The organism is Kitasatospora griseola (assembly GCF_044999035.1).
GTDB lineage: Bacteria > Actinomycetota > Actinomycetes > Streptomycetales > Streptomycetaceae > Kitasatospora > Kitasatospora griseola.
Genome location: NZ_CP173360.1, coordinates 4,314,657 through 4,338,406, shown reverse-complemented (window position 1 = coordinate 4,338,406; position 23,750 = coordinate 4,314,657). Strand labels below are relative to the sequence as shown.

Genomic DNA, 23,750 nt, shown 5'->3' with positions numbered 1-23,750 from the left:
TCACTTCCAGGCGAGGCCGGTGAGCTTCTCGTAGGCGTCGATGTAGCGCTGCCGGGTGTGCTCGACGATCTCGGCGGGCAGCGCCGGCGGCGGGTTGTCGCTCTTGCGGTCCCAGCCGGAGGCGGACGAGGTCAGCCAGTCGCGGATGATCTGCTTGTCGAAGGACGGCTGGTCGCGACCGGGCTGCCACTCGTCGGCGGGCCAGTAGCGGGACGAGTCGGGGGTCAGCACCTCGTCGCCGATGACCAGTTCGCCGTCCAGCAGGCCGAACTCGAACTTGGTGTCGGCGAGGATCAGGCCGCGCTCGCGGGCGATCTCGCGGGCCCGGGAGTACACGGCGAGGGTGGTCTGCCGCAGGGTGGCGGCGAGGTCGGCGCCGACCCGGTGGGCGGTCTCCTCGTAGGAGACGTTCTCGTCGTGCTCGCCGACCTCGGCCTTCAGCGCCGGGGTGTAGATCGGGGCGGGCAGCTCGGAGCCGTTGTCCAGGCCCTCGGGCAGCGCGATGCCGCACACCGTGCGGGAGACCCGGTACTCCTCCAGGCCGGAGCCCGCCAGGTAGCCGCGCGCCACGCACTCCACCGGCGCCATCTCCAGGCTGCGGCAGATCAGGGTGCGGCCGGCCCAGTCGGCGGGGGCGCCCTCGGGCAGCTCGGTGGAGATCACGTGGTTGGGCACCAGGTCGGCGATCCGCTCGAACCACCACAGCGACAGCTGGGTGAGGATCCGGCCCTTGTCGGGGATCTCGTTGGGCAGCACCCAGTCGTAGGCGGAGGTACGGTCGCTGGCCACCATCACCAGGTTGCCGTTGCCGTCCCGGTACAGGTCGCGCACCTTGCCGGTGTGCAGGTGGACCAGGCCGGGCACCTGGACCGGCTCGGGCTTGGTGACGAATCCGCTCACGGTCAGTCAGTCCTCACAGCTGGGGGGCTCTGCGAGGGAGTCTTTCATGAGGGGCGGATCGGGGGCCGGTGCGCCCCCGCCCCACGCGGGGAGACAGGCACAGCACGAGGAGCAGGTCGGGGGCCGGTGCGCCCCCGCCCCACGCGGGGAGACAGGCACAGCACGAGGGGCGGATCGGGGGCCGGTGCGGCCCCCGCCCCACGCGACGGAACAGCACCGCATCAGGGGCCGGTGCGCCCCTCCTTGCACAGCTGGTCGAGCAGGTTGGCGGTGGCCCGCTGGATCCGCTCGTCGGTGTGCCCGGGCCGGTCCAGCGCGGGCGACCAGGCGAACGTCCCGGACGCGAACACGTAGGCCCCGCTGGGAGCCCGGTACAGCGAGGTCTCCTGGTGGGTGAGCCGCCCGGCGGCGTCCCGGTACGGGGAGTGCGCCAGCAGGGTGCGTTCGGTGCAGGCGGGCAGCGCGACCTTCGGGTAGTAGCGGTCGGCCTCCCCCGCGACCAGGCCGGGCAGTTCCTCGCCCTCGGCCAGGCCGGTGCCCTGCCACAGCCAGTGCGCGGTGTTCCGGGCCACCAGCGGCACCGGCGCGGGCACGCTGCCCGCGTACTGGATGCCCAGCAGGTGCTGCTCGGGCTCGCCGGCGTCCCGCCACAGTGCGCTGGTCGCGCCCGCGGTGCCTGCGGCGGGGTGGTCGGCGGCGACCTTCTGCCGTTTGCGGCAGTTCAGCAGCCGGGACGGCTCGCCGTTCGGGCCGGCGGTCAGCTCGACCCGCCAGTAGAGCGAGTTGGCGGACAGGAACACCAGCGAGGTGCCGCCGTCCCGGGCCCGCTCGACGGCCCGCCGCATCGGCTCCGACCAGTACTCGTCGTGCCCGGGGAACACCAGGGCCTTGTACCGGTCGGCGTCGACCAGCCCGGCGTGCAGGTCGGTGGCGGTGGCGTAGCCCAGGTCGTAGCCGTACCGCTCGGCCCACCGGATGAAGTCGTACGCGTGCCCGACGTGCAGCGGCAGCCCGGCCCCGGCGTGCGGCCGGTCGAAGGAGACGGTGACCGCCGCCTGCTCCTCGTGCACCAGCCGCCCCGCCGCGTCCCACGCGTGGTACAGGCTGGCGCCCTGGTGCCCGTCCTCCGGGAACAGGTTGTACGCCTGCCAGGTCACGTCCGGCAGCACCAGCAGCAGGTCCGCCGGGTCGAAGTCCCGGACGGTGAACGGGATGTGGCTGCGGTGCCCGCCGTCGGCGGTGGTCAGCACCGCCACGTACGCGCCGGGCCGCCAGTCGGTGGGGACCTGCAGCCGCCAGGACTGCCACCAGTGGTGGCAGGAGACGGTGCGGTCGGCGACCATCGGGGCGGGCTGGGCGAGCCCGGAGATCAGCGGGCTGGAGGCGACCTGGCGGGCGCCGTCGCCGCCGTCGTGGCCGATCCGGTAGACGTCTACCTGGAACTCCTGCGGCGGGTGGACCGTCACCCGGAAGTCCACCGAACCGCCGGGCCGCGCCACGCCCGCGGAGGCGAAGCCCTTGATCTGCTGCCGCACGTCGTCGGAGTTGCGCGGGCCGCTCACCGCGGGCCGCGGCGGCCGGGCCGCGCCTTCGAGCGGCCGCTGCCCCGGGGCGTCCACGCTGACGTACCAGGGCACCGCGCCCTCGCCGTCCGCCAGGTAGTGGTCGGGGCTGCGCAGCCACGGCAGCGGGCCCTGGCCGAACGGATCGGACACCCCGTGCGCCAGCGTGCCGGACTCCCACCGGCGGTTGGATTCCGTCCCCACACGCCCTCCCCACACGTGCGCATCCGTCGAGGGTGGCAATTGCCATACGGATGTGCGTGCCAGCCAGCACACCACAGTTTGCTGGCGCAGTGTCACCCCACGGTAGCAATTGGTACCGGCGAAACCGGGTTTTCCGGGATCTTTCGGAAATTCAGCCGGAAAGCCGTACCGGGCGTTCGAGCCGCACCCCGGCACGTTCCAGCCAGGCCCGCAGCGGGCCGTCCTGGCCGGCCTCCGCCGCGGCCGCCACCGCCGGGGCCAGCCCGGCCCGGGGCGCCGCGCGGGACAGCAGGACCGGGCCGTCCAGCCAGTCCAGGCCGGGGCTCGCGGTGCCCGCGTCCACCGCGGCGCAGCAGACGGTGGCGCTGAGGTGGTCGACCAGCAGGTCGCGTCCGCTGCGCACGGGAGGCAAGGGGGGCGCGACCTCGGCGGCGCGCGCCACCCCGCCCGCCAGTGCGGCCGCCAGGGTCTCGGCCTCCCCGGCAGCCAGCCGGGCGAGCAGTTTGTCCAGCGCGGGCCCGGTGTGCGGGTGGTCGTCGCCGAGGGCGGCCTGCAGGGCCGCTGCGTGCTCCCGCCAGCCGTGGTCGACGACCTGCTCCGGGTAGTCCTCCCAGTCCAGCGGCTGCCAGCCGCCGGGCGGTTCCTCGTGCAGCAGTTCGGCGGCCAGCCGGGACACCCGGGTGTCCACCAGGCCGGGCTCCTCCAGCAGGTCGCAGGCGGGGCGGTCGCCGAGCCGGTTCCCGTAGCCGTCGGCGAGCCGGTCGCGGCGGGACAGCTCGGTGAGCGCGGCGACCACGCCGGCGTTCAGGTGCGAGGGGTGCCGGCCGAGCCGCCAGGCGGGCAGCGCGACCCGGGTGAGCAGCCGGTCCCAGCCGGCGTAGGCCAGGCCGACCTGCTCCTGGGCGGCAATCCGCAGCCCGTAGTCGACGGCCTTGGCCTGCTCGGACGCCCAGGCGGCGACGGCGTGCTCCAGCTCGGCGGAGTGCTCGCGGCAGGCGCCGAGCAGGCGCCGGTCGATCCGGTCGACCAACGCGGCCGGGCCGCGGCGCCGGTCGCCGAGCGCGGCGTCCAGGGTGCGCAGCCAGCGGCGAGCGGCGGCGATGTCCGGGTCGGCGGCGGCCGCGGTGCCGGCCACCACCGGGGCCAACAGGGCGCGCAGCTCGCCGGCCCGCATCCACCACAGGAACGGGGAGCCGATCACCAGCACCGGCGCGCCGGGCACGGCCCGCCGACCGGGGCGGTGCGGCTCCTCCAGCCAGCTGTCGCAGTCGGGGGTGAGCGCGATCGCGGCGGGCGCCGGCACGTCCAGCCGGTCGGCGAGCTCCTCGATCAGGCGGTACAGCTCGGGTGCGTCCGCCCTGGTCAGCGGCACCGCGGGGGTGACCGGGGGGACGGCCCGGCGGTGTGCGCGGGCCACCATGGCGGCCAGCAGCAGCGTCGCCGCGGCGACCGCGCCGACCGCCCAGCGGATGCCGTCCCAGAGCGGGGCGTCCGGTGACCCGGCCGCGCCTATCCGTCCGGTGAACCGCCCGACCAGCAGCACCACCGCGCAGGCGGCGGGCAGCGCGGCGGCGGCCACGGCCCGTCCGCGAAGACGCAGGACGGCCCGGGCTCGTGCGCGTGCGGTGTCCACTGCAGCCATCGCCGCGGCACCCCCTTCGCAGCCGACTCGACTCGATCAATTCCGGTACGGGAAGCGGCGGGTGCCGAACCCGGTGGTACGACTCGCGTGGCGCTTTCCTGCCAGTCTCGACGCCCCGGTACGGGCGGGTGTTCCGGAACTCCGGGGAGACCACCCGTCCTGGTGACACTGCGGCGGGGCGCGCCACCGCTCCCAGCATCCCCCGGGCGCGTCGTGGCGACGAGCTGCGCCCACGCCGGTGCCCCCGCCCCTGCGCGATGCAGCGCACCCTACGGCGGGGGCTCCGGCCCCGTCAGCAGGATGACCAACAGATCACCCGAAGGACTGCTTTTTCGACGTGCGGCCCACTCCGTCCCCGGCTCCGGAAACGCCGCGGGGCGCTGCGTCCGGACGGGTCGTCCGGGCGCAGCGCCCCGCGGGGGCAGTCCTCTTTACTGCGCGGCCCTGGCCGCGATGTCGGTGCGGTGCTGGGCGCCCTTGAAGGAGATCTTCGACAGGCCCGCGTACGCCTTGGCCCGGGCCTCGGCGAGGTCCGCGCCGGTGGCGGTGACGGACAGCACCCGGCCGCCCGCGGTGAGCACCTCGCCGTCGGTGCCCGACCTGGTGCCGGCGTGCAGCACGAACGCGGTGCCGTCGGCCTCCGCCTCGTCCAGGCCCTCGATCGGGTCACCGGTGCGCGGGTTCGCGGGGTAGCCCTCGGAGGCCAGCACCACGGTGACCGCGGCGCCCTCGTCCCAGCGCAGCGCCTCCAGCTCGGCCAGCGTGCCGTTGGCGGCGGCGAGCAGCACGCCGGCCAGCGGGGTGCGCAGCCGGGCCAGCACCACCTGAGTCTCCGGGTCGCCGAAGCGCGCGTTGAACTCGATCACCCGGGTGCCGCGCGAGGTCAGCGCCAGACCCGCGTACAGCAGGCCGGAGAACGGGGTGCCGCGGCGGCGCAGCTCGTCGACGGTCGGCTGGAGAACGGTGGCCAGCACTTCTTCGACCAGGCCCTCGGGGGCCCACGGCAGCGGGGTGTAGGCGCCCATGCCACCGGTGTTGGGGCCCTGGTCGCCGTCCAGCGCGCGCTTGAAGTCCTGGGCGGGCACCAGCGGCAGCACCGTGGTGCCGTCGGTGATCGCGAACAGCGACACCTCCGGGCCGTCCAGGTACTCCTCGATCACCACGCGGTCGCAGCCCTTGGCGTGCTCCAGCGCGGCGGCGCGGTCCTCGGTGACCACGACGCCCTTGCCGGCCGCCAGGCCGTCGTCCTTCACCACGTACGGGGCGCCGAACGCGTCCAGCGCCTCGGCGGCCTCCTGCTCGGTGGTGCAGACGTAGGACCGCGCGGTCGGGACGCCGGCCCTGGCCATCACGTCCTTCGCGAAGGCCTTGGAGCCTTCCAGCTGCGCGGCCGCGGCGCTCGGGCCGAACACCGGGATGCCGGCCGCCCGCAGCGGGTCGGCGACACCGGCCACCAGCGGAGCCTCCGGGCCGACCACCACCAGGTCGGCGCCCAGTTCCTGGGCCAGCGCGGTGACCGCGGCGCCGTCCAGCTGGTCGACGGGATGCAGGGTGGCCACCCGCGCGATCCCGGCGTTGCCCGGGGCGCAGTGCAGCTCGGTGACAGCGGGATCTTGGGACAGGGAGCGGCACAGGGCGTGTTCGCGGGCGCCGCCGCCGATGACGAGGACCTTCACGACCGGCAAGCCTAGTCGGTGGCCCGTTCCGCACCGTCGGCGGCTCCGTACGAAGCTCCAGGTACCGGGCGAATCCGGCAGTCGTTGTTCGTATGAACACACAGGATCGGCTCGAACAGCTGCGCAGTCACACCGACAGCCCCCGTTCACCTCGCTCGGACGGGTGAAATCCGGCCGGGCAGCACAACCCTCCGACCTTGGCATCCGGAGGTGAAATCACATAACGATCACTGCGGAAGCGCCCACACGGTCAGCCATTTGGCGGTAAGAAGTGCTGTTGGACAAGGGACCCGGCCGCATGCCCGGCACGGCACCATGGGCGGCTCCGCCAAGCCCGCACCGCATCGATGTCCGCACCGTCAGTCCCGGTACCCGCCGGGCCTCCGCAGTCACCCCGCCACAGGGAGCGCCACAGGTGAGCCAGCCGGAAATGCAGCCCGAGGAGAGTCCTTGGGGCAAAGAGGTCGCCGACGACGACCAGCCCGCCCCGGGCTCCGGCGGACGGATCCCCACCCGCCGCCGCACCGACCTGAGCGCCCGTCAGTTCCCGCTCGGCGACTGGGGCGAGCCCGCCGAACGCCTCGAAGAGCTCTACCGCTGGTCGGAGGAGCGCGCCGTCGAGGCCATCGAGTGGTACCGCCGCGACCGCGTCTGGAAGCGCCGCTGGGCCCGCCTGCTCCGCTTCACCGCCGGCGTCTTCACCGTCGGCGGCGTCACCGCCCCGATCGTCTCCCTCACCGGCGTCCTCCCGCATGCCCTCGAATGGGGCTACGCCGGTCTCGCGCTCGCCGCCGCCTCGCTCGTCGCCGACCGCGCCTTCGGCCTCACCTCCGGCTGGATGCGCGACGTCTCCACCTCCCAGGCCCTCCAGCGCCGCCTGGAGGCGTTCCAGTTCGACTGGGCCTCGGAATGCGTCCGGGAGGTCCTCGGCCCCACCGAAGGCACCGCCGGCGAAGCCGCCGAACGCTGCCTCGGCGTCCTGCGGCGCTTCTGCGAGGACGTCTCCGAGATGGTCCGCACCGAGACCTCGGAGTGGATGCTCGAATTCCGCGCCGGCATGACCCAACTCCCCACCCAGGTCCCGGGCAGCTGGGGCGGCCGCACCGAGGTCGGCACCGGCGCCCAGGTCCGCGTCCTCCCCCCGCCGGGCACCCGACCCACCATGCCGCGCCAGCGTCCCCCGGAGGGGCCCCTGCGCTAGTCGGCAGGCCGACAGGCGCGAGCGCGAAGGCCGGCGGGCGTGAAACCAGGGGCGCTGGGGCCCCCGGGCGAGGCCGTGGGGGCGGAACTGCGCGAGGCGGAAGGCGCCCACCAGCACCTGGTTGTGCCCTCCGCGGGTTCGCGCCCTCCTACGCGAAGACGATCATCGAGGCCTGGGCAACGCTCCGCGTCGCCGCCGACCAGAGCCCGGCCCAGGCGTGGCGCTCCCTCGCGAAGGGGTGCTGGAAGTCGTCGATCGGGGGGCCGAAGGGCTGTTCCAGCTGAGTGGGGCCCAGGGGGCGGGTGGGGGCCGGGGGGTTGAGCGGATCGATGCCCAACAGGGGTGCGACTGCCTCCAGTTCGCGGAGGAGTCCCTGCGAGGAACCCAGGGGCCCGCCCGCGGCGAGGAGTTCGTCGGCGACCAGCGGAACCGGGAAGTCGACCGGGACGTACGCTCCGGCGTGGTCGAAGTGCCAGACCAGGTGCGACTGTTCGGCGGTGGCCTCGAACATCTCCAGCAGCTGTTCGTAGTCGCTGCCGAGCGCGTCCACCGGCGCCACCTCGAAGCCGGTGAGCCCCAACAGGTAGGCGCGGCGCAGGAAGTGGAGCGAGTCGTAGTCGAACGCGGCTATCGTCTCGACGTCCCCGGAGAAGCCGTGGACGTAGGGGTTGACCGGGACGGGCGGCAGCCCGTTCTGGGCGAGCACCCCGTTGTAGCGGTCGAGGTCGTCCCGGAACGGGTTCTCGGGGCTGTGGGTGAGCACGTCCACGAGCGGGACGAGCCAGAGGTCGCAGGCCATGGGCCGGCTCATCCTCTCGGTCGGACGGGGCAATGGGCCCCAACCCTACCGGCCCGCGGCGGGCTCTCCGTGCCCCGGCCGGAACGACCGGGTGTACCGGCCGGACGGGACGAACCTGGGCAGCGGGACCTGCCCCAATCCGACCGTGGAGTGCGGTGGTTGGGCGGGCTCCGGGGCCGCGGCCGGTGGCGCTGACGGCAGGTCGACCGCGGCCGGGTCGCGCAGCAGGTGCAGGACGGAGACCCCGTCGAGCGACCGGTCGAGCAGTCGGGCGAGCAGTTCGATGGTGAACAGGTTGTGGTGGTTGACCAGTCGTCGGGCGCCGTCGTGGTCGCGGGCCTCGATCCGGTCGACGAGTTCGCCGTGCCGGTCCCAGCAGACGCCGGCCAACCGGCCGACGGCCCGCAGGTGCGGAGCGGCGAACATCCAGGACTGGACGCGCAGCCAGCCGAGGTAGTCGGCGATCCGCTCGTTGCACAGGACGGCCGCGGCCTCCTGCCAGAACCGCAGGTCGCAGCCGACCAGCACGTCGAGGTGGCCGGCCCGGGCGGCCCGGGTGGCGGCCTCGGCGCGGCGGCGCAGCGAGACGGTCCGGGTCCAGTCGTAGGGGTGGTCGCGGTTGCCGAGGTGGCGCAGCGCGTTGTCGGTGAGCAGGGCCCGGGCTTCGAGGATCTCCAGGTAGTCGTCCCAGGTGAATTCGGGGACGGTGAACCCGCGGTGGGGTTCGCTGACCAGCAGGCCCTGGGCGGCGAGGTCGACCAGGGCTTCCCGGGCGGGGGTGGCGGAGACGCCGTAGACGTCGGCGATCTCCTTGACGGTGAAGTTGCGGCCGGCGGGCAGCCGGCCGGCCATCATCTCGTCGCGCAGGGCGTCGGAGATCTGTTCGCGGAGACTGTTGCGCCGGATCAGGGCACGACCGCTCCCGGCTCCTTCATCGGTCATGGCCACCCCCTCCCCGGGTCGTGCCGACCGCGGCCGGACCCAGCTCCCAAAAACGCGCACAGATTACCCCGGAATGGTCAATCCGGACCAAGGTACGGCGATGTGCGGCGAGATGTCAGCGTTGCACGGGTGCCGGGATTCCGAGCAGCCGGTCCCGGTGGACCGGGAACTCGGCGCGGCACTTGGCGACCTCGGCGGGGTCGAACTCGACGGTGAGCACCTGCTCGTCCGGACCGGCCTCGGCGAGCACCCGGCCCCACGGGTCGACGACCAGGCTGCGGCCGGCCTGTTCGACGCCGCCGTGGGTGCCGGCGGTGTTGCAGGCCAGCACGTAGGCCTGTTCCTCGACGGCGCGGGCGCGGGCCAGCAGGTTCCAGTGCTCGGCGCGCCGGGCGGGCCAGGCGGCGGGGATCACCAGCAGTTCGGCGTCGGCGTCCAGCAGGGCCCGGAACAGCTCGGGGAAGCGCAGGTCGTAGCAGGTGGCCAGGCCCAGGGTGGCGAAGCCGGCGTCCGCGGTGACGATCTCCTGGCCGGCGCCCATCACGACGGCCTCGCCGGCGTCGAAGCCGAAGCGGTGGATCTTGCGGTAGGTGCGGACCAGTTCGCCGTCGGGGGCGAACAGCAGCGAGGTGTTGTAGATCGGCCCGTCGGGATCGCGTTCGACGATCGAGCCGGCGTGCAGCCAGCAGCCGACCGCCCGGGCGGCGGCGGACATCGTCTCGGCGGTGGGCCCGTCGAGCGGTTCGGCGCCGTCGGACCAGGCGTCGTAGGCGAAGCCGCCGACCGGCCACAGCTCGGGCAGCACCACCAGGTCGGCGCCGTCCTGGGCGCGGACCAGCGCCGCGGCCCTGGCCCGCCGTTCGGCGGCCGGCTCGGCGTCCGAGACCGCGAGTTGGATCAATGAAGCGCGCACAGTACCACCGTCCACGACAAGAGTCCTACGATCGTCACCCGAAAGCGCTGCCCTGCTCTCACCCGGCAGCGTAACGTGCCGTATGCGCGTCCGTGCGAAGGTCTCGGCAGCCCGGGCGACGTGGGACGACGCAAGCCGACGGAGGGGCCGGAGATACCAGTGGCGGACAACCAGACCGTGCAGGCGTACACCGATGCGTGGACGCAGTCGATCGAGTCGATATCCGAGCTGCTCGCCCCGCTGCCGACCGACGCGTGGAACCGGGCCACCGAGTGCCCCGGCTGGTCGGTGCGCGACGTGGTGTCGCACATCATCGGCGTCGAGTCGGAGATGCTCGGCGACCCCCGGCCGATCCACGCGCTGCCGCGCGACCTGCGGCACGTCACCAACGACTTCACCCGGTACATGGAACTGCCGGTGGACAAGCGCCGCTGCTGGACGCCGGTGGAGATCACCAGCGAACTGGAGTACACGGTGATCCGCCGCTCGCGGGCGCTGCGCAACTCCCGCCACCAGCCGGAGGACCTGGTGCGCTGGCCGGGCGGGCCGCTGGCCCGGGACCTCCCCTACGCCGCGGTGCTGCGGATGCGCGCCTTCGACGTGTGGGTGCACGAGCAGGACCTGCGCCGCGCCCTGCAGGAGCCCGGCAACCTGGACTCCCCCGCGGCCGTGCTGACGCGCGACCTGCTGATCGAGACGCTGCCGAAGCAGGTCGCCAAGGAGGCGGGCGCGCCGATCGGCAGCACGGTGGTGTTCGACGTGGCGGGTGCGCTGCCGTTCCAGCGCACCGTGCGGGTCGGCGCGCACGGCCGGGGCAGCGTGGACGAGTCGGTGGAGCCGGCCCCGGACGTGCGGCTGGCGATGGACTGGCAGACCTTCGTGCGGCTGTGCTGCGGCCGGGTCCGCCCGGAGACGGCGCTGGTGAACGTGATCGGCGACCAGGAGCTGGGCCTGCGGGTGCTCGCCCATCTGGCGAGCACCCCCTGATCCGCCCTCAGGCTGCGGCCAGCTTGCGCCGCAGCCGCAGGATCATCGTCGTTCCGAGCAGCAGCGGCAGCAGTTGGAAGCAGAACGCCAGCTGGTAGGCGTGCGCGTCGTAGCCGCCGCTGCCCGGGTCGGCCAGTGCGTCCAGCAGGACGCCGATGCCCAGCAGGGTGATCATCGAGCCGATGAAACCGCCCATGTTGGCGATGCCGGACGCGGTGCCCATCCGCTCGGCCGGGTTGTGGGCGCGGGCGTAGTCGAGGCCGATCAGCGAGGCAGGGCCGTTGCTGCCCATCACCAGGATCAGCACCACCAGCAGCCACAGCGGCGGCCGGCCGTGCGGCCAGGCCAGCGTGACGGTCCAGCAGAGCGCGGTGGCGCCCAGCACGGTGAAGGCGACCGGCAGCCGCAGCGCGGCCGAGCGGGAGATCAGCCGGCCGAACAGCAGGCCGAACGCCATGCTGCTGAGCACCAGCAGGCTCAGCAGGCCGCCCGCGCCGGCCCGGGACATGCCCTGGCCCTCGACCAGGTAGGGCAGCCCCCACAGCAGGCCGAACGCGGACGCCGGGAACGCCGTGGTGAAGTGCACCCACAGGCCGAGCCGGGTGCCGGGCTCGGCCCAGGCGGCCCGGATCAGCCGCCCGACCGGCAGCCGGGCGCCCTCCTGCGGCACGGGGGCGGGCGCACCGGGCGGGGCCTCCCGCAGCAGCGCCAGCACGGCGACGAAGATCGGCACGCCGGTGAGCGCGATGACGCCGAAGGTGGTGCTCCACCCGGCGGTGTGCAGGGCCTGCGCGAGGACGACGGTGCTGACCAGGTTGCCGCCGGTGCCGACCAGGCCGGTGAGCTGGGCGACGAACGGGTTGCGGGCGGCCGGGAACCAGCGGGCGGCGATCCGCAGCACGCTGATGAAGGTCATCGCGTCGCCGCAGCCGAGCACCGCGCGGGAGGCCAGCGCGGGCGCGAACGCGGTGGAGAACGCGAACGCCAGCTGGCCGGCGCTCATCAGGGCCACACCGAGCAGCAGCACCCGGCGCGGGCCGATCCGGTCGACCAGCAGGCCGACCGGGATCTGCATCCCGGCGTACACCAGGACCTGCAGGATGGAGAAGGTGGACAGGGCGGAGGCGCCGATGCCGAACCGGGCGGAGGCGTCCAGGCCGGCCACGCCGAGGCTGGTGCGGTGCACCACGGCGAGGACGTAGACGCTGACGCCGACCGACCAGGCGAACCAGGCGGCGCGCCCGCCGGGCGGGTGCAGGACGGCGGCGGGGAATCCGGTGACCGGGGAGGCGACGGCCGAGGGGTCACCGGCGCGGCGGGGAGCGGGTACGGACAGGGACGGTGCGGTGGGGACGGGGTCCACGCTCATAGTGCAATCAGGCTAGTCATCCCATCACCTGATGTTTCCGCCAGGGTGCGAAACGACTCGAAACCGCCGCGGCCACCGCTCAGCCGGAGACCGTCCAGCTCACCGTGCTGGTCATGTACTGCGCGCGGAACTCCTCGTCGCGCACCCAGTCGGTGGTGTCCTGGACCGTCGCGGTGACGGTGTGCCGGTGGCCCGGCGACAGCGCGAGCACGGCGGTGTCCAGCCAGGTCCCGTCCGCGGTGCCGGCGTCCACCTGCTTCCCGTCCAGCGACCAGGCGATCCGCAGCTGGCGCGGGCCGGTCAGGGCCAGCGGCCGCACGTGCAGCTTGGGCCGGCCCGTCACCTGCCCGGGGGCGGGCTCGGGGGCGTCGGCGGGCTTCACCCGGCGGTACAGCTGCTCGACGATCGCCTCCCGGGACGGCAGGTTGTACACCCCGCCGAGGCTGCGCATCACCGAGTCCTCGGTCGGCCGGTACAGCCCGTTGGCGCTGCGGTAGGCGCCCACCGGGCCGCCGCCGTCCGGGGAGACCACGCCCAGCCAGCGCCACCACTTGGTCCGGTCGTGCGCCATCTCCTCGGCGTCCACCAGGGACAGGTTCGGGTAGTCCGGGTCGCTCGGGGCGCTGTCGTACTCGTCGCCCAGCGCGCCGACGGTGTGCCCTATCTCGTGCTGGATGATCCGCCCGGCGTCCGGACTGCCGCCGGCCAGCGTGGTCACCCCGGTGCCGCCGGCCCCGCCGTACTCGGTCGAGTTGGCCAGCGCTATCAGGTACTGCGGGCCCTCGCCCTGGCCGGCCCAGCGGGCGGTGGCGTCCTCGTCCGCGCACAGCAGGCGGGCCGTGCCCTCGCACCAGAAGTGCATGCCCAGCGGGGTGACGGGGGCCTTCCCGGCGCTCTCGCTCTCGGCTATCCCGGACACCGGGGAGACCACGTCGACCCGCCGTATGTTGAAGAACCCCTGGTAGGTGCGGAACGGCTCGATGTCCAGCAGCGCGTGCCAGGCCCGGTCCGCCTGGTCGTGGAACAGCTGCTGCTGGGCCGCCGTGTAGCCGTCGCCCAGCAGCACCAGGGTGATCCGGTTGGCCGGGTCGCCGGACAGCCGCAGGTCCACGGCGGGCGCGCCGGGGGCCCGCAGGTCGGGCCGGGCGGCGGGCGGCGCGGCCCGGTCCGGACCCGGCAGCGGCGGGCCGATCGCGGTGGACGGCGCGGGCGAGGCCAGTTCCACCGCGGCGGGCAGCACGGCGGCGGCGACCAGCAGCACGGCGGCCGCGGAACGCATCACGGGACCGGGGGCACCAGGCGGCATACGCGGGAGTCCTCGCTGCGACGACACCCGGCCTGACTGCGCGGGTGGCTGGTCGCACAGACGTACCCATCCCGACCGCGGGCCCGGCGGGGTCGGCCCGAAATGCCCTCGGGCGGAGCAATGCGGACCCCCGCCCCCGGCGCCGCGAAAATCACCGGGGAATCACCGGAGGAGAACGATTGGAGCAGCCAATTCCGCGTGGCCGCAGCGCAGTTGGAAACGGCGAACGGGCCGCCGCCCGGCGGGATACCCTGCCGTCCGGGAACCACCCGGGGGGAAAGGCGGCGGACATGGAGAACGGGCCGGACACGGACCCGCGCAGGGCATTCGGACAGGCCTTGCGGACACTTCGGCAGGGGGCCCGGCTGACCCAGCAGGAGCTGGCCGTCAAGGCGGGCCTGGGCATCCGCACCCTGTCGGACCTGGAGCGCGGCACGGCCGGGCCGCGCCCGGCCACCGCGGCGCTGCTGGTCGGCGCGCTCGGCCTGGACCGCTCCGACAGCGAGGCCTTCCACACCCTGGCGCACGCCGCCTGGCGGGCCGCCCGGGGCTGAGGCCCCGCCCGACGGGCCCGGAACGCGCCGGGCCCCGCTCCGCGGAACGGAGCGGGGCCCGGGCGGCCGGGGCGGATCAGCCCCAGGTGATCAGGCGCTTCGGGTACTCCAGGATCGCGGCGACGTCCGCCAGCACCTTGGAGCCGAGCTCGCCGTCCACCAGCCGGTGGTCGAAGGACAGCGCCAGCGTGGTGACCTGGCGCGGCACCACCTTGCCCTTGTGCACCCACGGCAGCTCCCGCACCGCGCCGAAGGCCAGGATGGCGGCCTCGCCGGGGTTGAGGATCGGGGTGCCGGTGTCGACGCCGAACACGCCGACGTTGGTGATGGTGACGCTGCCGCCGGACATGTCGGCCGGGGAGGTCTTGCCCTGCCGCGCGGTCTCCACCAGCTCGCCGAGCGAGACGGCCAGCTGGGAGAGGGTCTTGGCGCCGGCGTCCTTGATGTTCGGGACGATCAGCCCGCGCGGGGTGGCCGCGGCGATGCCGAGGTTCACCGCACCCCTGATCACGATCTCCTGGGCGGCCTCGTCCCAGCTGGCGTTGACCTCCGGGTGCCGCTTGATCGCGGTGAGCAGCGCCTTGGCGACCAGCAGCAGCGGGCTGACCCGCACCCCGGCGCCCAGTTCGCCGCTCTCCTTGAGCTTGCGCACCAGCTTCATCGTCCGGGTCACGTCGACCTGGACGAACTCGGTGACGTGCGGCGCGGTGAACGCCGAGGCCACCATCGCCTGCGCGGTGGCCTTGCGGACGCCCTTGACCGGCACCCGGACGTCCCCGGCCGCGGTCGGCACCGGCAGCGCGGGCTGCTCTGCCGCCGACGGGGCGGTCTGCGGGGCGACCGGCGCGGCGGCCGGTTCGACGACCGGCGCGGCGGTGGCGGTGGCCGCGGCGTGCACGTCCTCGCGGGTGATCACGCCGTTCGGGCCGGTCGGCCGCACGGTGCGCAGGTCGATGCCGAGGTCCTTGGCGAGCTTGCGCACCGGCGGCTTGGCCAGCGGGCGCTCGCCCTCCGCGACGACCGGCACGGCCGCCGGGGCGACCGGGGCGGCGGGAGCCACCGGCGCGACGGGCGCGGCGGGCACGACGGGGGCCGCCGGCGCGGCGGCGGCCGCACCGTTGGTGCGGCGGGCCCGGCGCTGCACCGAGCCGGTGCGCGGACCGTAGCCGACCAGCACCTCGCGGCGCTCGGGCTCGGTCTCCACCGCCTCCGCGGCCGCGGCCGGCGCGGGCGCCGCCTCGGCCGGGGCGGCGCCGGCGACGGCCACCGCGATGATCGCGGTGCCGACGTCGACGGTGGCGCCCGCCGGGAAGTGCAGCGCCTCGACCACGCCGGTGAACGGGATCGGCAGCTCGACCGCGGCCTTGGCGGTCTCCACCTCGCAGACGACCTGCCCGTCGGTGACGGTGTCGCCCGGCTTGACGTACCAGGTGAGGATCTCGGCCTCGGTGAGGCCCTCGCCCACGTCGGGCATCTTGAACTCGCGGAGCGAGCGAACGTCAGTGGTCATCTTCGCCCCTCGGTTCAGTACGCGAGCGCGCGGTCGACGGCGTCGAGCACACGGTCGAGATCGGGCAGGTAGGTCTCCTCGACCCGCGACGGCGGGTACGGGGCGTGGTAGCCGCCGACCCGCAGGATCGGTGCCTCCAGGTGGTAGAAGCAGCGCTCGGTGAGCCGGGCGGCGAGCTCCGCGCCCAGGCCGAGGAAGACCGGGGCCTCGTGGACCACGATGCCGCGGCCGGTGCGCTTGAGGGACTCCTCCAGGGTGGGGAAGTCGATCGGCGACAGCGAGCGCAGGTCGACCACCTCCAGCTGGCGGCCGTCCTCCTCGGCGGCCTTCGCCGCCTCCTGGCAGACCTTGACCATCGGCCCGTAGGCGATCAGCGTGGCGTCGGTGCCGGGCCGGACGATGCGCGCCGAGTGCAGCGGCAGCATCGGGTCCTCGCCGACCTCGCCCTTGTCCCAGTAGCGGCGCTTGGGCTCCAGGAAGACCACCGGGTCGTCCGACTCGATGGCCTGGCGCAGCATCCAGTGCGCGTCGTGCGCGTTGGACGGGCTGACCACCCGCAGGCCGGCGGTGTGCGCGAAGTACGCCTCGTGCGACTCGCTGTGGTGCTCCACCGCGCCGATGCCGCCGCCGAACGGGATGCGGACGGTGACCGGCATCTTGACGTGGCCGAGCGCGCGGGCGTGCATCTTGGCGAGCTGGGAGACGATCTGGTCGAAGGCCGGGTACACGAAGCCGTCGAACTGGATCTCCACCACCGGGCGGTAGCCGCGCAGCGCGAGGCCGATGGCGGTGCCCACGATGCCGGACTCGGCGAGCGGGGTGTCGATCACCCGGTCGTCGCCGAAGTCCTTCTGCAGGCCGTCGGTGATCCGGAAGACGCCGCCGAGCTTGCCGATGTCCTCGCCCATCAGGACGGTCTTCGGGTCGCTCTCCAGCGACTTGCGGAGCGCGTCGTTGAGCGCCTTGGCAATGCTGAGCTGACCGGCCATCAGTGGTGCTCCCCACCCTCGAAGGAGGCGGCGTACGCCTCGTACTCGGCGCGTTCCTCGTCCACCAGCGGGTGCTGCTCGGTGTAGACGTGGTCGAAGATCAGGGTCGGGTCCGGGTCGGGCATCGAGCGGACGCCCTCACGGACGCGCAGGCCCAGCTTCTCGCTCTCGGCCTCGACCTCGGCGAAGAACGCCTCGTCGGCGAGGCCCTCCTTCTCCAGGTGGGCCTTCAGCCGCAGGATCGGGTCCTTGGCCTTCCAGGCCTCGGTCTCCTCGTTCTGCCGGTAGCGGGTCGGGTCGTCGGAGGTGGTGTGCGCGCCCATCCGGTAGGTGAACGCCTCGACCAGCACCGGGCCCTGGCCGGTGCGGGCGTGGTCCAGCGCCCAGCGGGTGACCGCGAGGCAGGCCAGCACGTCGTTGCCGTCGACCCGGACGCCGGGGAAGCCGAAGCCGGAGGCGCGGCGGTACAGCGGGATGCGGGTCTGGACGGTGGTGGGCTCGGAGATCGCCCACTGGTTGTTCTGGCAGAAGAACACCACCGGCGAGTTGTAGACCGAGGCGAAGGTGAAGGCCTCGTTGACGTCGCCCTGGCTGGAGGCGCCGTCGCCGAAGTAGGCGATCACCGCGTCGTCCGCGCCGTCCTTGGTGATGCCCATCGCGTAGCCGGTGGCGTGCAGGGTCTGCGCGCCGATCACGATGGTGTAGAGGTGGAAGTTCTTCTCGTTCGGGTCCCAGCCGCCGTTGTTCACGCCGCGGAACATGCCGAGCAGGTTCAGCGGGTCGACGTCGCGGCACCAGGCCACGCCGTGCTCACGGTAGGTGGGGAAGGCGTAGTCGCCGGGGCGCATCGCCCGGCCGGAGCCGACCTGCGCCGCCTCCTGGCCCAGCAGCGAGGCCCACAGGCCGAGCTCGCCCTGCCGCTGCAGTGACGTGGCCTCGGCGTCGAAACGCCGCACCAGTACCAGGTCCCGGTAGAGCGCCCGCAGCTCCTCGGGTGTCACGGTGAGCGGGTAGTCCGGGTGCTCGACCCGGTCGCCCTCCGGTGTGAGCAGCTGGACGAGCTCCGGTGCGGCGGAGCCGGCACTGGTTTTGTCAGGGACGCCGGGGGCGGCCTTCTTGCGCGCCCTCGCCGTGCTTTTGACGGTCACGTTCACTCCCTCGGTCTGTCCGGCCGCCCGGGGTCGCCGGTGGCCGGTCCGGTCGCCCTCCCGGCTCGCGCGCGTGGGTGTGCGCGCCAGTGCGGGTGGGCGGTGTTCCCTTTCCGACGGCGTCCCTCACGAGAACGTTACCCAGCGGCACCCCTTGGCGCTCTTGCGCTAGGACGTCCTAGTTGTTCTCCGGTACGGGAAACCGACGGTGTGACGCGGCTTACCTTCCGGTCAGGACACCAGCGCACGGTATCCGGGCAGCGGCCGCTGCGAAAGGGGGTAACGCCCATCGATTTGTGCGAGGCTTTGCAAATGACAGATAACGGACATATCCGGGTGTTTCTCCTCGATGATCACGAAGTGGTCCGACGGGGCGTGCACGACCTGCTCGCCACGGAGGGCGACATCGAGGTGGTCGGCGAGGCCGGCACGGCCGCCGAGGCGCTCAACCGGATTCCGGTGGTCCACCCCGACGTGGCGGTCCTGGACGTCCGACTTCCCGACGGGAACGGGGTCGAGGTCTGCCGGGAGATCCGCTCCCGGTACCCGTCGGTGAAATGCCTGATGCTCACCTCCTTCTCCGACGACGAGGCGCTGTTCGACTCGATCATGGCGGGCGCCTCCGGATATGTCCTGAAAGCGATCCGCGGCACCGACCTGCTGTCCGCGGTGCGCGACGTCGCGGCCGGCAAATCCCTGCTCGACCCAGTCGCCACCAGCCGGGTGCTGGCCCGGCTGCGCGAGGGCGGCGAGAAGGAGGACGAGCGAATCGCGCAGTTGACGAAACAGGAGCGCCGCATCCTCGATCTGATCGGCGAGGGGATGACGAATCGGCAGATCGGCAATGAGCTGCACCTGGCCGAGAAAACCGTAAAAAACTACGTCAGCAGCCTGCTGGCCAAGATGGGCATGGAGCGCCGCACCCAGGTCGCCGCGTACGTGGCGCGCCGTCAGGCGGACCAGCAGCACTGAGATCACATCGAATACACTGTGTCAAGTCGCTATCACGCCGAGTAATACGCTCTGCTCCGTGACGTACGGTCAGACCATCTCCCTCGCGCCGGCCCGCCCGGACGCCACCGCTCCCCCCATCGGCACTCTCAGCCCCCCGGTCGCGCACGCCGCCGTGGCCGGAGTCCTGCGTTCCTACCGCACCGCGCCGCCGTCGGCGGTGGTGCCGGTGGCCGAAGGACTGCTCAACCGCGGCTACCGGATCGCCACCGCCGACGGCGCCACGTACTTCCTGAAGTGCTACGTCGACCGGGCCACCGCCAACCGGCCGGCGATTCTCGGCCAGCACCGCGCCACCGCCGCGCTGGCCGCCCGCGGCCTGCCGGTGCCGCCGCCGCTCGCCAACCGGGACGGCCGGACGGTCACCGCGTACGGCGGCCGGCTGTTCGCGCTCTACCCGTGGGTGCCCGGCGACCACCGGCACGGCACCGAGCTCGACCCCGTCCGGTGCGGCGAACTCGGCAGCCTGCTGGGAGCACTGCACGGCGCACTCCGCGAAGTCTGCGCCCCGCTACGGCAGCCGGACGCGGTGCTCAGTGCCGAGGTCGAGGAGACCGAGCGGCTCGTCCTGGAGCTGCGCGAGCTGGCCCGGGTGCACCGCCCGTACGGGCCGTTCGACCGGCTCGCCGAGCAACGCCTGACCGAACGGCTGGAACTGCTCGCCACCCACCGCCACCGCCGCCCCGGCCCGGCCGACGCACCGCCCACCGGCTGGACGCACGGTGACTTCCACAGCCTGAACGTGCTCTACCGGGGTGATGCCGTCAGCGCCGTCCTGGACTGGGACAAGCTCGCCCCGCACCCGGTCGCCGAGGAGGCGGTGCGGGCCGCCACGCTGCTGTTCAACGACCGCGCCACCGGCGTCCTCGACCTGGTCCGGGTCCGGCACTGGGCCCGCGCCTACCGCGCCACCGGCGCCGCGAACGCCGAACAGGTCGCCGCCGCGGTGCACCGGGTGTGGTGGGAGCGGCTGAACGACCTGTGGATGCTGCAGTGGCACTACCAGCGCCGCGACCACCGGGCCGACCCGCTGTTCGCGGCCTCCGCCGGGCAGCTCACCTGGTGGTGCCAGGACTACGAGCAGGTCATGGACGCTTTCGCCAACTGACCTGCCCGCAGCCTCCGTCAGCCGGTGCCGACCGCCGGCAGCTGCACCGTCCCGTTGCTGGGCGTCGGCTTGGACGTGGTGCCCGAGCTCGGGCCGGCCGACGGCGTGGTCTTGTCGCCGGTCGGGCTGGCCGGGGCCGAGGGCTTCGCCGAGTGCGAGGCGCTGGCCGAGGCGGACGCCGACGCGCTGGCCGAGGCGGAGGCGCTCGGCGACGGCGACCAGCTCGGCGTCTCCTGCTGGTGGCCGGTGCCCTGGCTGCGGGTCGGCGGGGCACTGGTGGGCCGCTCCGTCGACTCGTCGACGGACGGGCTGCCACTGGCGTGGACCGGCGTGTTGGTGGCCGGCGTCTTGTGCGTGTCGTCCTGGTTGGCGGTCAGCGCCAGCGCCACCCCGACGGTGGCGGCCAGCACCAGGGCCACCGCGCCCAGCACCAAGCCCCAGGGATTGCGGCGCGGCCGCTCCTGAGGGTCCTCGCCGTCGCCGCCGCTGCCACCGCCGTTGCCGCCGCCGACGCCCGGGTAGGGGCGCGCGGGCGTCTGGTACGCCGAGGCCATCGGGTACGGCAGGGCCTCGGTCCGGGCGGCCTCGTCGCCGACCATGTCGAGCGGCTCGGTGGTCGACGCGGCGCCGATCGCCTGGTGGTCCCAGCCGCCGGCCGCGGCGCCCGCCGCCAGGCCCCCGGCACCCGTCGGCCGGCCCGCGCCGGCCGCACCGTGCAGTTGGCGCAGCGCGTGCTGGACGTGCGCCCGGAACTCGTCGGCGCTCTGGAACCGGTCGTCCGGGTTCTTCTCCAGCGCCCGCAGCACCAGCGCGTCCAACTGCGGCGGCACCCGGTCGTTCACCCGGGACGGCGGCACCGGCGCGTCCTGGACGTGCTGGTACACCACCGCCAGCGGGGTCTCGCCGACGAACGGCGGCCGCAGGGTGAGCAGTTCGTACAGCATGCAGCCGGCCGCGTACAGGTCGGAGCGGTGGTCGACGGCCTTGCCGAGGGCCTGCTCCGGCGACAGGTACTGCGGGGTGCCCATCACCATGCCGGTCTGCGTCATGGTGGTGGCCGCGCCGGTCAGCGCCCGGGCGATGCCGAAGTCCATCACCTTGACCGCGCCGCCGTTGGTGATGATGACGTTGGCGGGCTTGATGTCCCGGTGCACGATCCCGTGCTGGTGGCTGTAGGCCAGTGCCTCCAGCACCCCGGCGGTGATGATCAGCGCCTGGTCGACCGGCGGCGCCTCCTCGTCCACCAGCAGCTCGCGCACCGTCCGGCCCTCGACGAGCTCCATCACGATGTACGGGGTGGACTCCCCGGCCTGCTGCTCCTCGCCGGTGTCGTAGACCGCCACGATCGAGTGATGGTTGAGCGCGGCGACCGAGTGTGCCTCGCGGGTGAAGCGCAGCCGGGCGGTGTCGTCCTCGGCGAGTTCGGAGCGCAGCAGCTTGACGGCCACGGTGCGGCCCAGCCGGAGGTCCTGGGCGGCGAACACCTCGGCCATGCCGCCGCGGCCCAGCCGCCCGGTCAGCCGGTAGCGGCCGTCCCCGACGGTGGGGAAGGGAACCGCGCTGCCCCGACCCGGAGTTGCCGCCCCGACCGGGAGCACCTCGGTCGGTCCGGTGACCTCGTCGGTCCGGCCGTCGTCCTCGTCCCGCTGGTCCGCCCGGCCGTCGTCCGGTCGTTCGCTCTGACCCATCGCTCCTCGCCCCGGGCACTCGCTCGGCGCGCGTTCGCCCTGTCGGTTCCGTCCTCAGCACGCTACCGTCTCGCGCCCGCCGACGTGGCACGGGACGGCGTGCGCGGGGCTCACATCGGGCTCTGCGAGCCTGCCCCGAGGCCGAGTTCGGGCACGGAGCAGGTCCGGGCTCAGTACGTGGACGTGCCCGTGGTCGAACCGGCCACCGCAATTGCCACGATGATGATCGCAAGTACGATCACGCCGACGATCACACCGACCACGATCAGTGCGGTCGAACAGCCGTTGCTGTTGTTCGCCGGCGGCGGGTACGCCATCGGCATCGGCCCCGTCATCGGGCCGGGCATCGGCGGACCGGGCATCGGCTGCTGCGGGAACGGCTGCGGGGTGCCCTGCGGGAAGCCCTGCTGGAACTGCGGCTGCGGGAACGGCTGCGGCGTCTGCGGCGGCTTCGCGAACTGCGGCGGTGCCTGCGGGAACGGCGCCGGGGTCTGCGCGTACGGCGGCGGGGTCTGCGGCCCGGGCGCCGGCCGGTACGGCTGCGGCGGCGGGGTGGCGCCGCCCACCGGCGGGAAGTTGGTCAGCGACGGCGCGGCGTGCACCGAGCGCGGCCCCTCGCCGATCACCAGCGGGGTGGACGCCTGCAGCGGCGTGTTGCCCTGCTCGCCCGCCGCGACCCGCTCCACCTCCTCGCGCATCGCCTCCGCCGTCGGGAACCGGTGCGCCGGGTCCTTGCGCAGCGCCTGCGCGACCAGCGCGTCCACCGCGGGCGTGACCGCGCCGTTCAGCGTGGACGGCGCCGGCGGGGTCTCCTGCACGTGCTTGTACGCGATCGAGAACGCCGAGTCGCCGTCGAACGGCAGCTGCCCGCTGAGCAGTTCGAACAGCATGCAGCCCACCGAGTACAGGTCGGACCGGGCGTCGACGCTCTTGCCGAGCGCCTGCTCCGGCGACAGGTACTGCGGGGTGCCGACCACCATGCCGGTCTGCGTCATCGACGTCACCCCGGACTGCAGGGCCCGGGCGATGCCGAAGTCCATCACCTTGACGACGCCCTTGGTGGACACCATCACGTTCGCCGGCTTGATGTCGCGGTGCACCAGCCCCTGGTCGTGCGAGGCCTCCAGCGCCGACAGCACCGCCGCGGTGATCTTCAGCGCCTGCTCGGTCGGCATCGCGCCGCGGGTGGTCACCTGCTCGTCCAGCACGTCCTTCAGCGAACGGCCCTCGACGAACTCCATGACGATGTACGGCGTCGCCGTCCCGTCCGGCCCGACGTCCTCACCGGAGTCGAACACCGAGACGATGTTGGTGTGCTGGAGCCGGGCCACCGCCTGCGCCTCGCGCCGGAACCGCTCCTTGAACGAGGCCTCCCGGCCCAGTTCGGTGTGCAGCGTCTTCACCGCGACCTGACGGTCCAGCACCGTGTCGTACGCGAGGTGGACGGCCGCCATGCCGCCCTGCCCGAGCAACCGCTGCAGCACGTACCTGCCGTGGCCGAGCGAGTGGCCCTCGGTGGTGCCCTCTGTCATGGTCCCAGCTCCCCCTCGGCACGCGGTACTTCCGGACTGGGGCCAGGGTAGCGGTTCGGGGCCGCGCCGCAGCGCGGCCCCCGAGGCCGGCTACAGGTACGGACCGGAACGCAGACCGCGGCCCGGACCCGGCTCCTCCAAGTCCCCCTCCGCGCCGTGCAGTCCGGGCGGCAGCGCCCGCCGCATCTGCTCCAGCTGCGCCCGCGCCGCCATCTGCTGGGCGAACAGCGCGGTCTGGATGCCGTGGAACAGGCCCTCCAGCCAACCCACCAACTGCGCCTGCGCGATGCGCAGTTCGGCCTCGGTGGGGATGGTGTCGTCGGCGAACGGCAGCGACAGCCGCTCCAACTCCTCGACCAGCTCGGGCGCCAGACCCAGCTCCAGCTCCTTGATCGAGCTGGCGTGGATGTCCTTCAGCCGGGCCCGGCTCGCCTCGTCCAGAGGCGCTGCCCGCACTTCCTCCAGCAGCTGCTTGATCATGCTGCCGATCCGCATCACCTTGGCCGGCTGCTCGACCATCTCGGTCACCGGCAGTTCACGCGGCTCGTCCTCCTCGCCGCCCCGGCCGAGCCCGCCGGCCGGCGCGGTGCCCACCGCCATGCCGTCCGGTCCGACGATCAGCACCTTCGGACTGTCCTCGGACTTCCCGCTCGACGCCTGGTAAGGCTCTTGCTGCGACCGCTCGTTCATCGGGTTGGTCATAGCTCCT

Annotated in this window: 19 protein-coding genes and 1 pseudogene; 5 read left to right on the top strand and 15 right to left on the bottom strand. The window is 73.5% G+C overall.

The features are described from left to right. From ACI1MP_RS19545 to purD, 4 genes are all read right to left on the bottom strand, one after another. Nucleotides 1-900, bottom strand: a complete 900-nt coding sequence (locus ACI1MP_RS19545; RefSeq protein WP_380343115.1) for a phosphoribosylaminoimidazolesuccinocarboxamide synthase — start codon at nucleotides 898-900, stop codon at nucleotides 1-3. 221 nt (nucleotides 901-1,121) lie between these two features. After that, nucleotides 1,122-2,666: a N,N-dimethylformamidase beta subunit family domain-containing protein gene (locus tag ACI1MP_RS19540; protein WP_380343118.1), complete on the bottom strand. Its 1,545-nt coding sequence runs from the start codon at nucleotides 2,664-2,666 to the stop codon at nucleotides 1,122-1,124. 151 nt (nucleotides 2,667-2,817) lie between these two features. Then, nucleotides 2,818-4,308: a hypothetical protein gene (locus tag ACI1MP_RS19535; RefSeq protein ID WP_380343121.1), complete on the bottom strand. Its 1,491-nt coding sequence runs from the start codon at nucleotides 4,306-4,308 to the stop codon at nucleotides 2,818-2,820. Nucleotides 4,309-4,739: 431 nt separating this feature from the next. Then, complete coding sequence (gene purD / locus ACI1MP_RS19530) at nucleotides 4,740-5,984, bottom strand: phosphoribosylamine--glycine ligase (RefSeq protein WP_380343123.1); 1,245 nt, start codon at nucleotides 5,982-5,984, stop codon at nucleotides 4,740-4,742. 415 nt (nucleotides 5,985-6,399) lie between these two features. Between purD and ACI1MP_RS19525 the strand changes: the two genes are divergently transcribed. Beyond that, the gene (locus tag ACI1MP_RS19525; protein WP_380343126.1) at nucleotides 6,400-7,185 is read left to right on the top strand and encodes an SLATT domain-containing protein; all 786 of its coding nucleotides are present in this window, start codon (nucleotides 6,400-6,402) and stop codon (nucleotides 7,183-7,185) included. Nucleotides 7,186-7,333: 148 nt separating this feature from the next. Here ACI1MP_RS19525 and ACI1MP_RS19520 read toward each other — a convergent pair whose 3' ends face one another. From ACI1MP_RS19520 to ACI1MP_RS19510, 3 genes are all read right to left on the bottom strand, one after another. After that, on the bottom strand, nucleotides 7,334-7,984 hold the full coding sequence (locus ACI1MP_RS19520; RefSeq protein WP_380343129.1) for a hypothetical protein: 651 nt from the start codon (nucleotides 7,982-7,984) through the stop codon (nucleotides 7,334-7,336). A 45-nt stretch (nucleotides 7,985-8,029) separates the two neighbouring features. Further along, a complete protein-coding gene (locus ACI1MP_RS19515) occupies nucleotides 8,030-8,926 on the bottom strand; it encodes a GntR family transcriptional regulator (RefSeq protein WP_380343132.1) in 897 nt (298 codons plus the stop codon). 115 nt (nucleotides 8,927-9,041) lie between these two features. Then, entirely contained in the window at nucleotides 9,042-9,839 is a 798-nt protein-coding gene (locus ACI1MP_RS19510; protein WP_380343135.1) for a carbon-nitrogen family hydrolase, read from the bottom strand. 159 nt (nucleotides 9,840-9,998) lie between these two features. On the opposite strand from ACI1MP_RS19510, the gene ACI1MP_RS19505 reads away from it, so the two are divergent. After that, a complete protein-coding gene (locus ACI1MP_RS19505) occupies nucleotides 9,999-10,826 on the top strand; it encodes a maleylpyruvate isomerase family mycothiol-dependent enzyme (protein ID WP_363475629.1) in 828 nt (275 codons plus the stop codon). Between the two features lie 7 nt (nucleotides 10,827-10,833). On the opposite strand, the gene ACI1MP_RS19500 is transcribed toward ACI1MP_RS19505, so the two are convergent. Continuing rightward, complete coding sequence (locus tag ACI1MP_RS19500) at nucleotides 10,834-12,195, bottom strand: MFS transporter (protein ID WP_404869121.1); 1,362 nt, start codon at nucleotides 12,193-12,195, stop codon at nucleotides 10,834-10,836. A 79-nt stretch (nucleotides 12,196-12,274) separates the two neighbouring features. Further along, nucleotides 12,275-13,474, bottom strand: a complete 1,200-nt coding sequence (locus ACI1MP_RS19495) for a M64 family metallopeptidase (RefSeq protein WP_404869120.1) — start codon at nucleotides 13,472-13,474, stop codon at nucleotides 12,275-12,277. A gap of 317 nt (nucleotides 13,475-13,791) precedes the next feature. On the opposite strand from ACI1MP_RS19495, the gene ACI1MP_RS19490 reads away from it, so the two are divergent. Beyond that, on the top strand, nucleotides 13,792-14,055 hold the full coding sequence (locus ACI1MP_RS19490) for a helix-turn-helix domain-containing protein (RefSeq protein ID WP_100589104.1): 264 nt from the start codon (nucleotides 13,792-13,794) through the stop codon (nucleotides 14,053-14,055). A gap of 76 nt (nucleotides 14,056-14,131) precedes the next feature. Here the strand turns inward: ACI1MP_RS19490 and ACI1MP_RS19485 are convergent, their stop codons facing one another. From ACI1MP_RS19485 to pdhA, 3 genes are read right to left on the bottom strand one after another with little or no spacing between them, the layout of a single operon-like run. Continuing rightward, a complete protein-coding gene (locus ACI1MP_RS19485) occupies nucleotides 14,132-15,565 on the bottom strand; it encodes a dihydrolipoamide acetyltransferase family protein (protein ID WP_404869119.1) in 1,434 nt (477 codons plus the stop codon). A gap of 14 nt (nucleotides 15,566-15,579) precedes the next feature. Continuing rightward, entirely contained in the window at nucleotides 15,580-16,554 is a 975-nt protein-coding gene (locus tag ACI1MP_RS19480; protein ID WP_043915325.1) for an alpha-ketoacid dehydrogenase subunit beta, read from the bottom strand. Continuing rightward, on the bottom strand, nucleotides 16,554-17,702 hold the full coding sequence (pdhA, locus tag ACI1MP_RS19475; RefSeq protein WP_043915326.1) for a pyruvate dehydrogenase (acetyl-transferring) E1 component subunit alpha: 1,149 nt from the start codon (nucleotides 17,700-17,702) through the stop codon (nucleotides 16,554-16,556). Before pdhA ends, ACI1MP_RS19480 begins: the two co-directional genes overlap by 1 nt. Before the next feature lie 312 nt (nucleotides 17,703-18,014). Here pdhA and ACI1MP_RS19470 point away from each other — a divergent pair, with 312 nt between their 5' ends. Together ACI1MP_RS19470 and ACI1MP_RS19465 are read left to right on the top strand one after the other, a co-directional pair. Next, on the top strand, nucleotides 18,015-18,674 hold the full coding sequence (locus ACI1MP_RS19470; RefSeq protein ID WP_100590255.1) for a response regulator transcription factor: 660 nt from the start codon (nucleotides 18,015-18,017) through the stop codon (nucleotides 18,672-18,674). 58 nt (nucleotides 18,675-18,732) lie between these two features. Next, the gene (locus ACI1MP_RS19465) at nucleotides 18,733-19,821 is read left to right on the top strand and encodes a phosphotransferase enzyme family protein (RefSeq protein ID WP_404869118.1); all 1,089 of its coding nucleotides are present in this window, start codon (nucleotides 18,733-18,735) and stop codon (nucleotides 19,819-19,821) included. A 17-nt stretch (nucleotides 19,822-19,838) separates the two neighbouring features. On the opposite strand, the gene ACI1MP_RS19460 is transcribed toward ACI1MP_RS19465, so the two are convergent. The 3 genes and pseudogenes from ACI1MP_RS19460 to ACI1MP_RS19450 all read right to left on the bottom strand — a co-directional run bounded on the left by ACI1MP_RS19460 (nucleotide 19,839) and on the right by ACI1MP_RS19450 (nucleotide 23,743). Then, a complete protein-coding gene (locus ACI1MP_RS19460; RefSeq protein ID WP_380333697.1) occupies nucleotides 19,839-21,509 on the bottom strand; it encodes a protein kinase domain-containing protein in 1,671 nt (556 codons plus the stop codon). Between the two features lie 215 nt (nucleotides 21,510-21,724). Then, a pseudogene (locus ACI1MP_RS19455) lies at nucleotides 21,725-23,041 on the bottom strand (protein kinase domain-containing protein); the annotation flags it as partial. Between the two features lie 90 nt (nucleotides 23,042-23,131). Continuing rightward, nucleotides 23,132-23,743 carry a bacterial proteasome activator family protein gene (locus ACI1MP_RS19450; RefSeq protein ID WP_100590251.1) on the bottom strand — a complete coding sequence of 204 codons (612 nt, stop codon included), beginning with the start codon at nucleotides 23,741-23,743 and terminating at the stop codon, nucleotides 23,132-23,134. Between the last annotated feature and the right edge of the window lie 7 nt (nucleotides 23,744-23,750).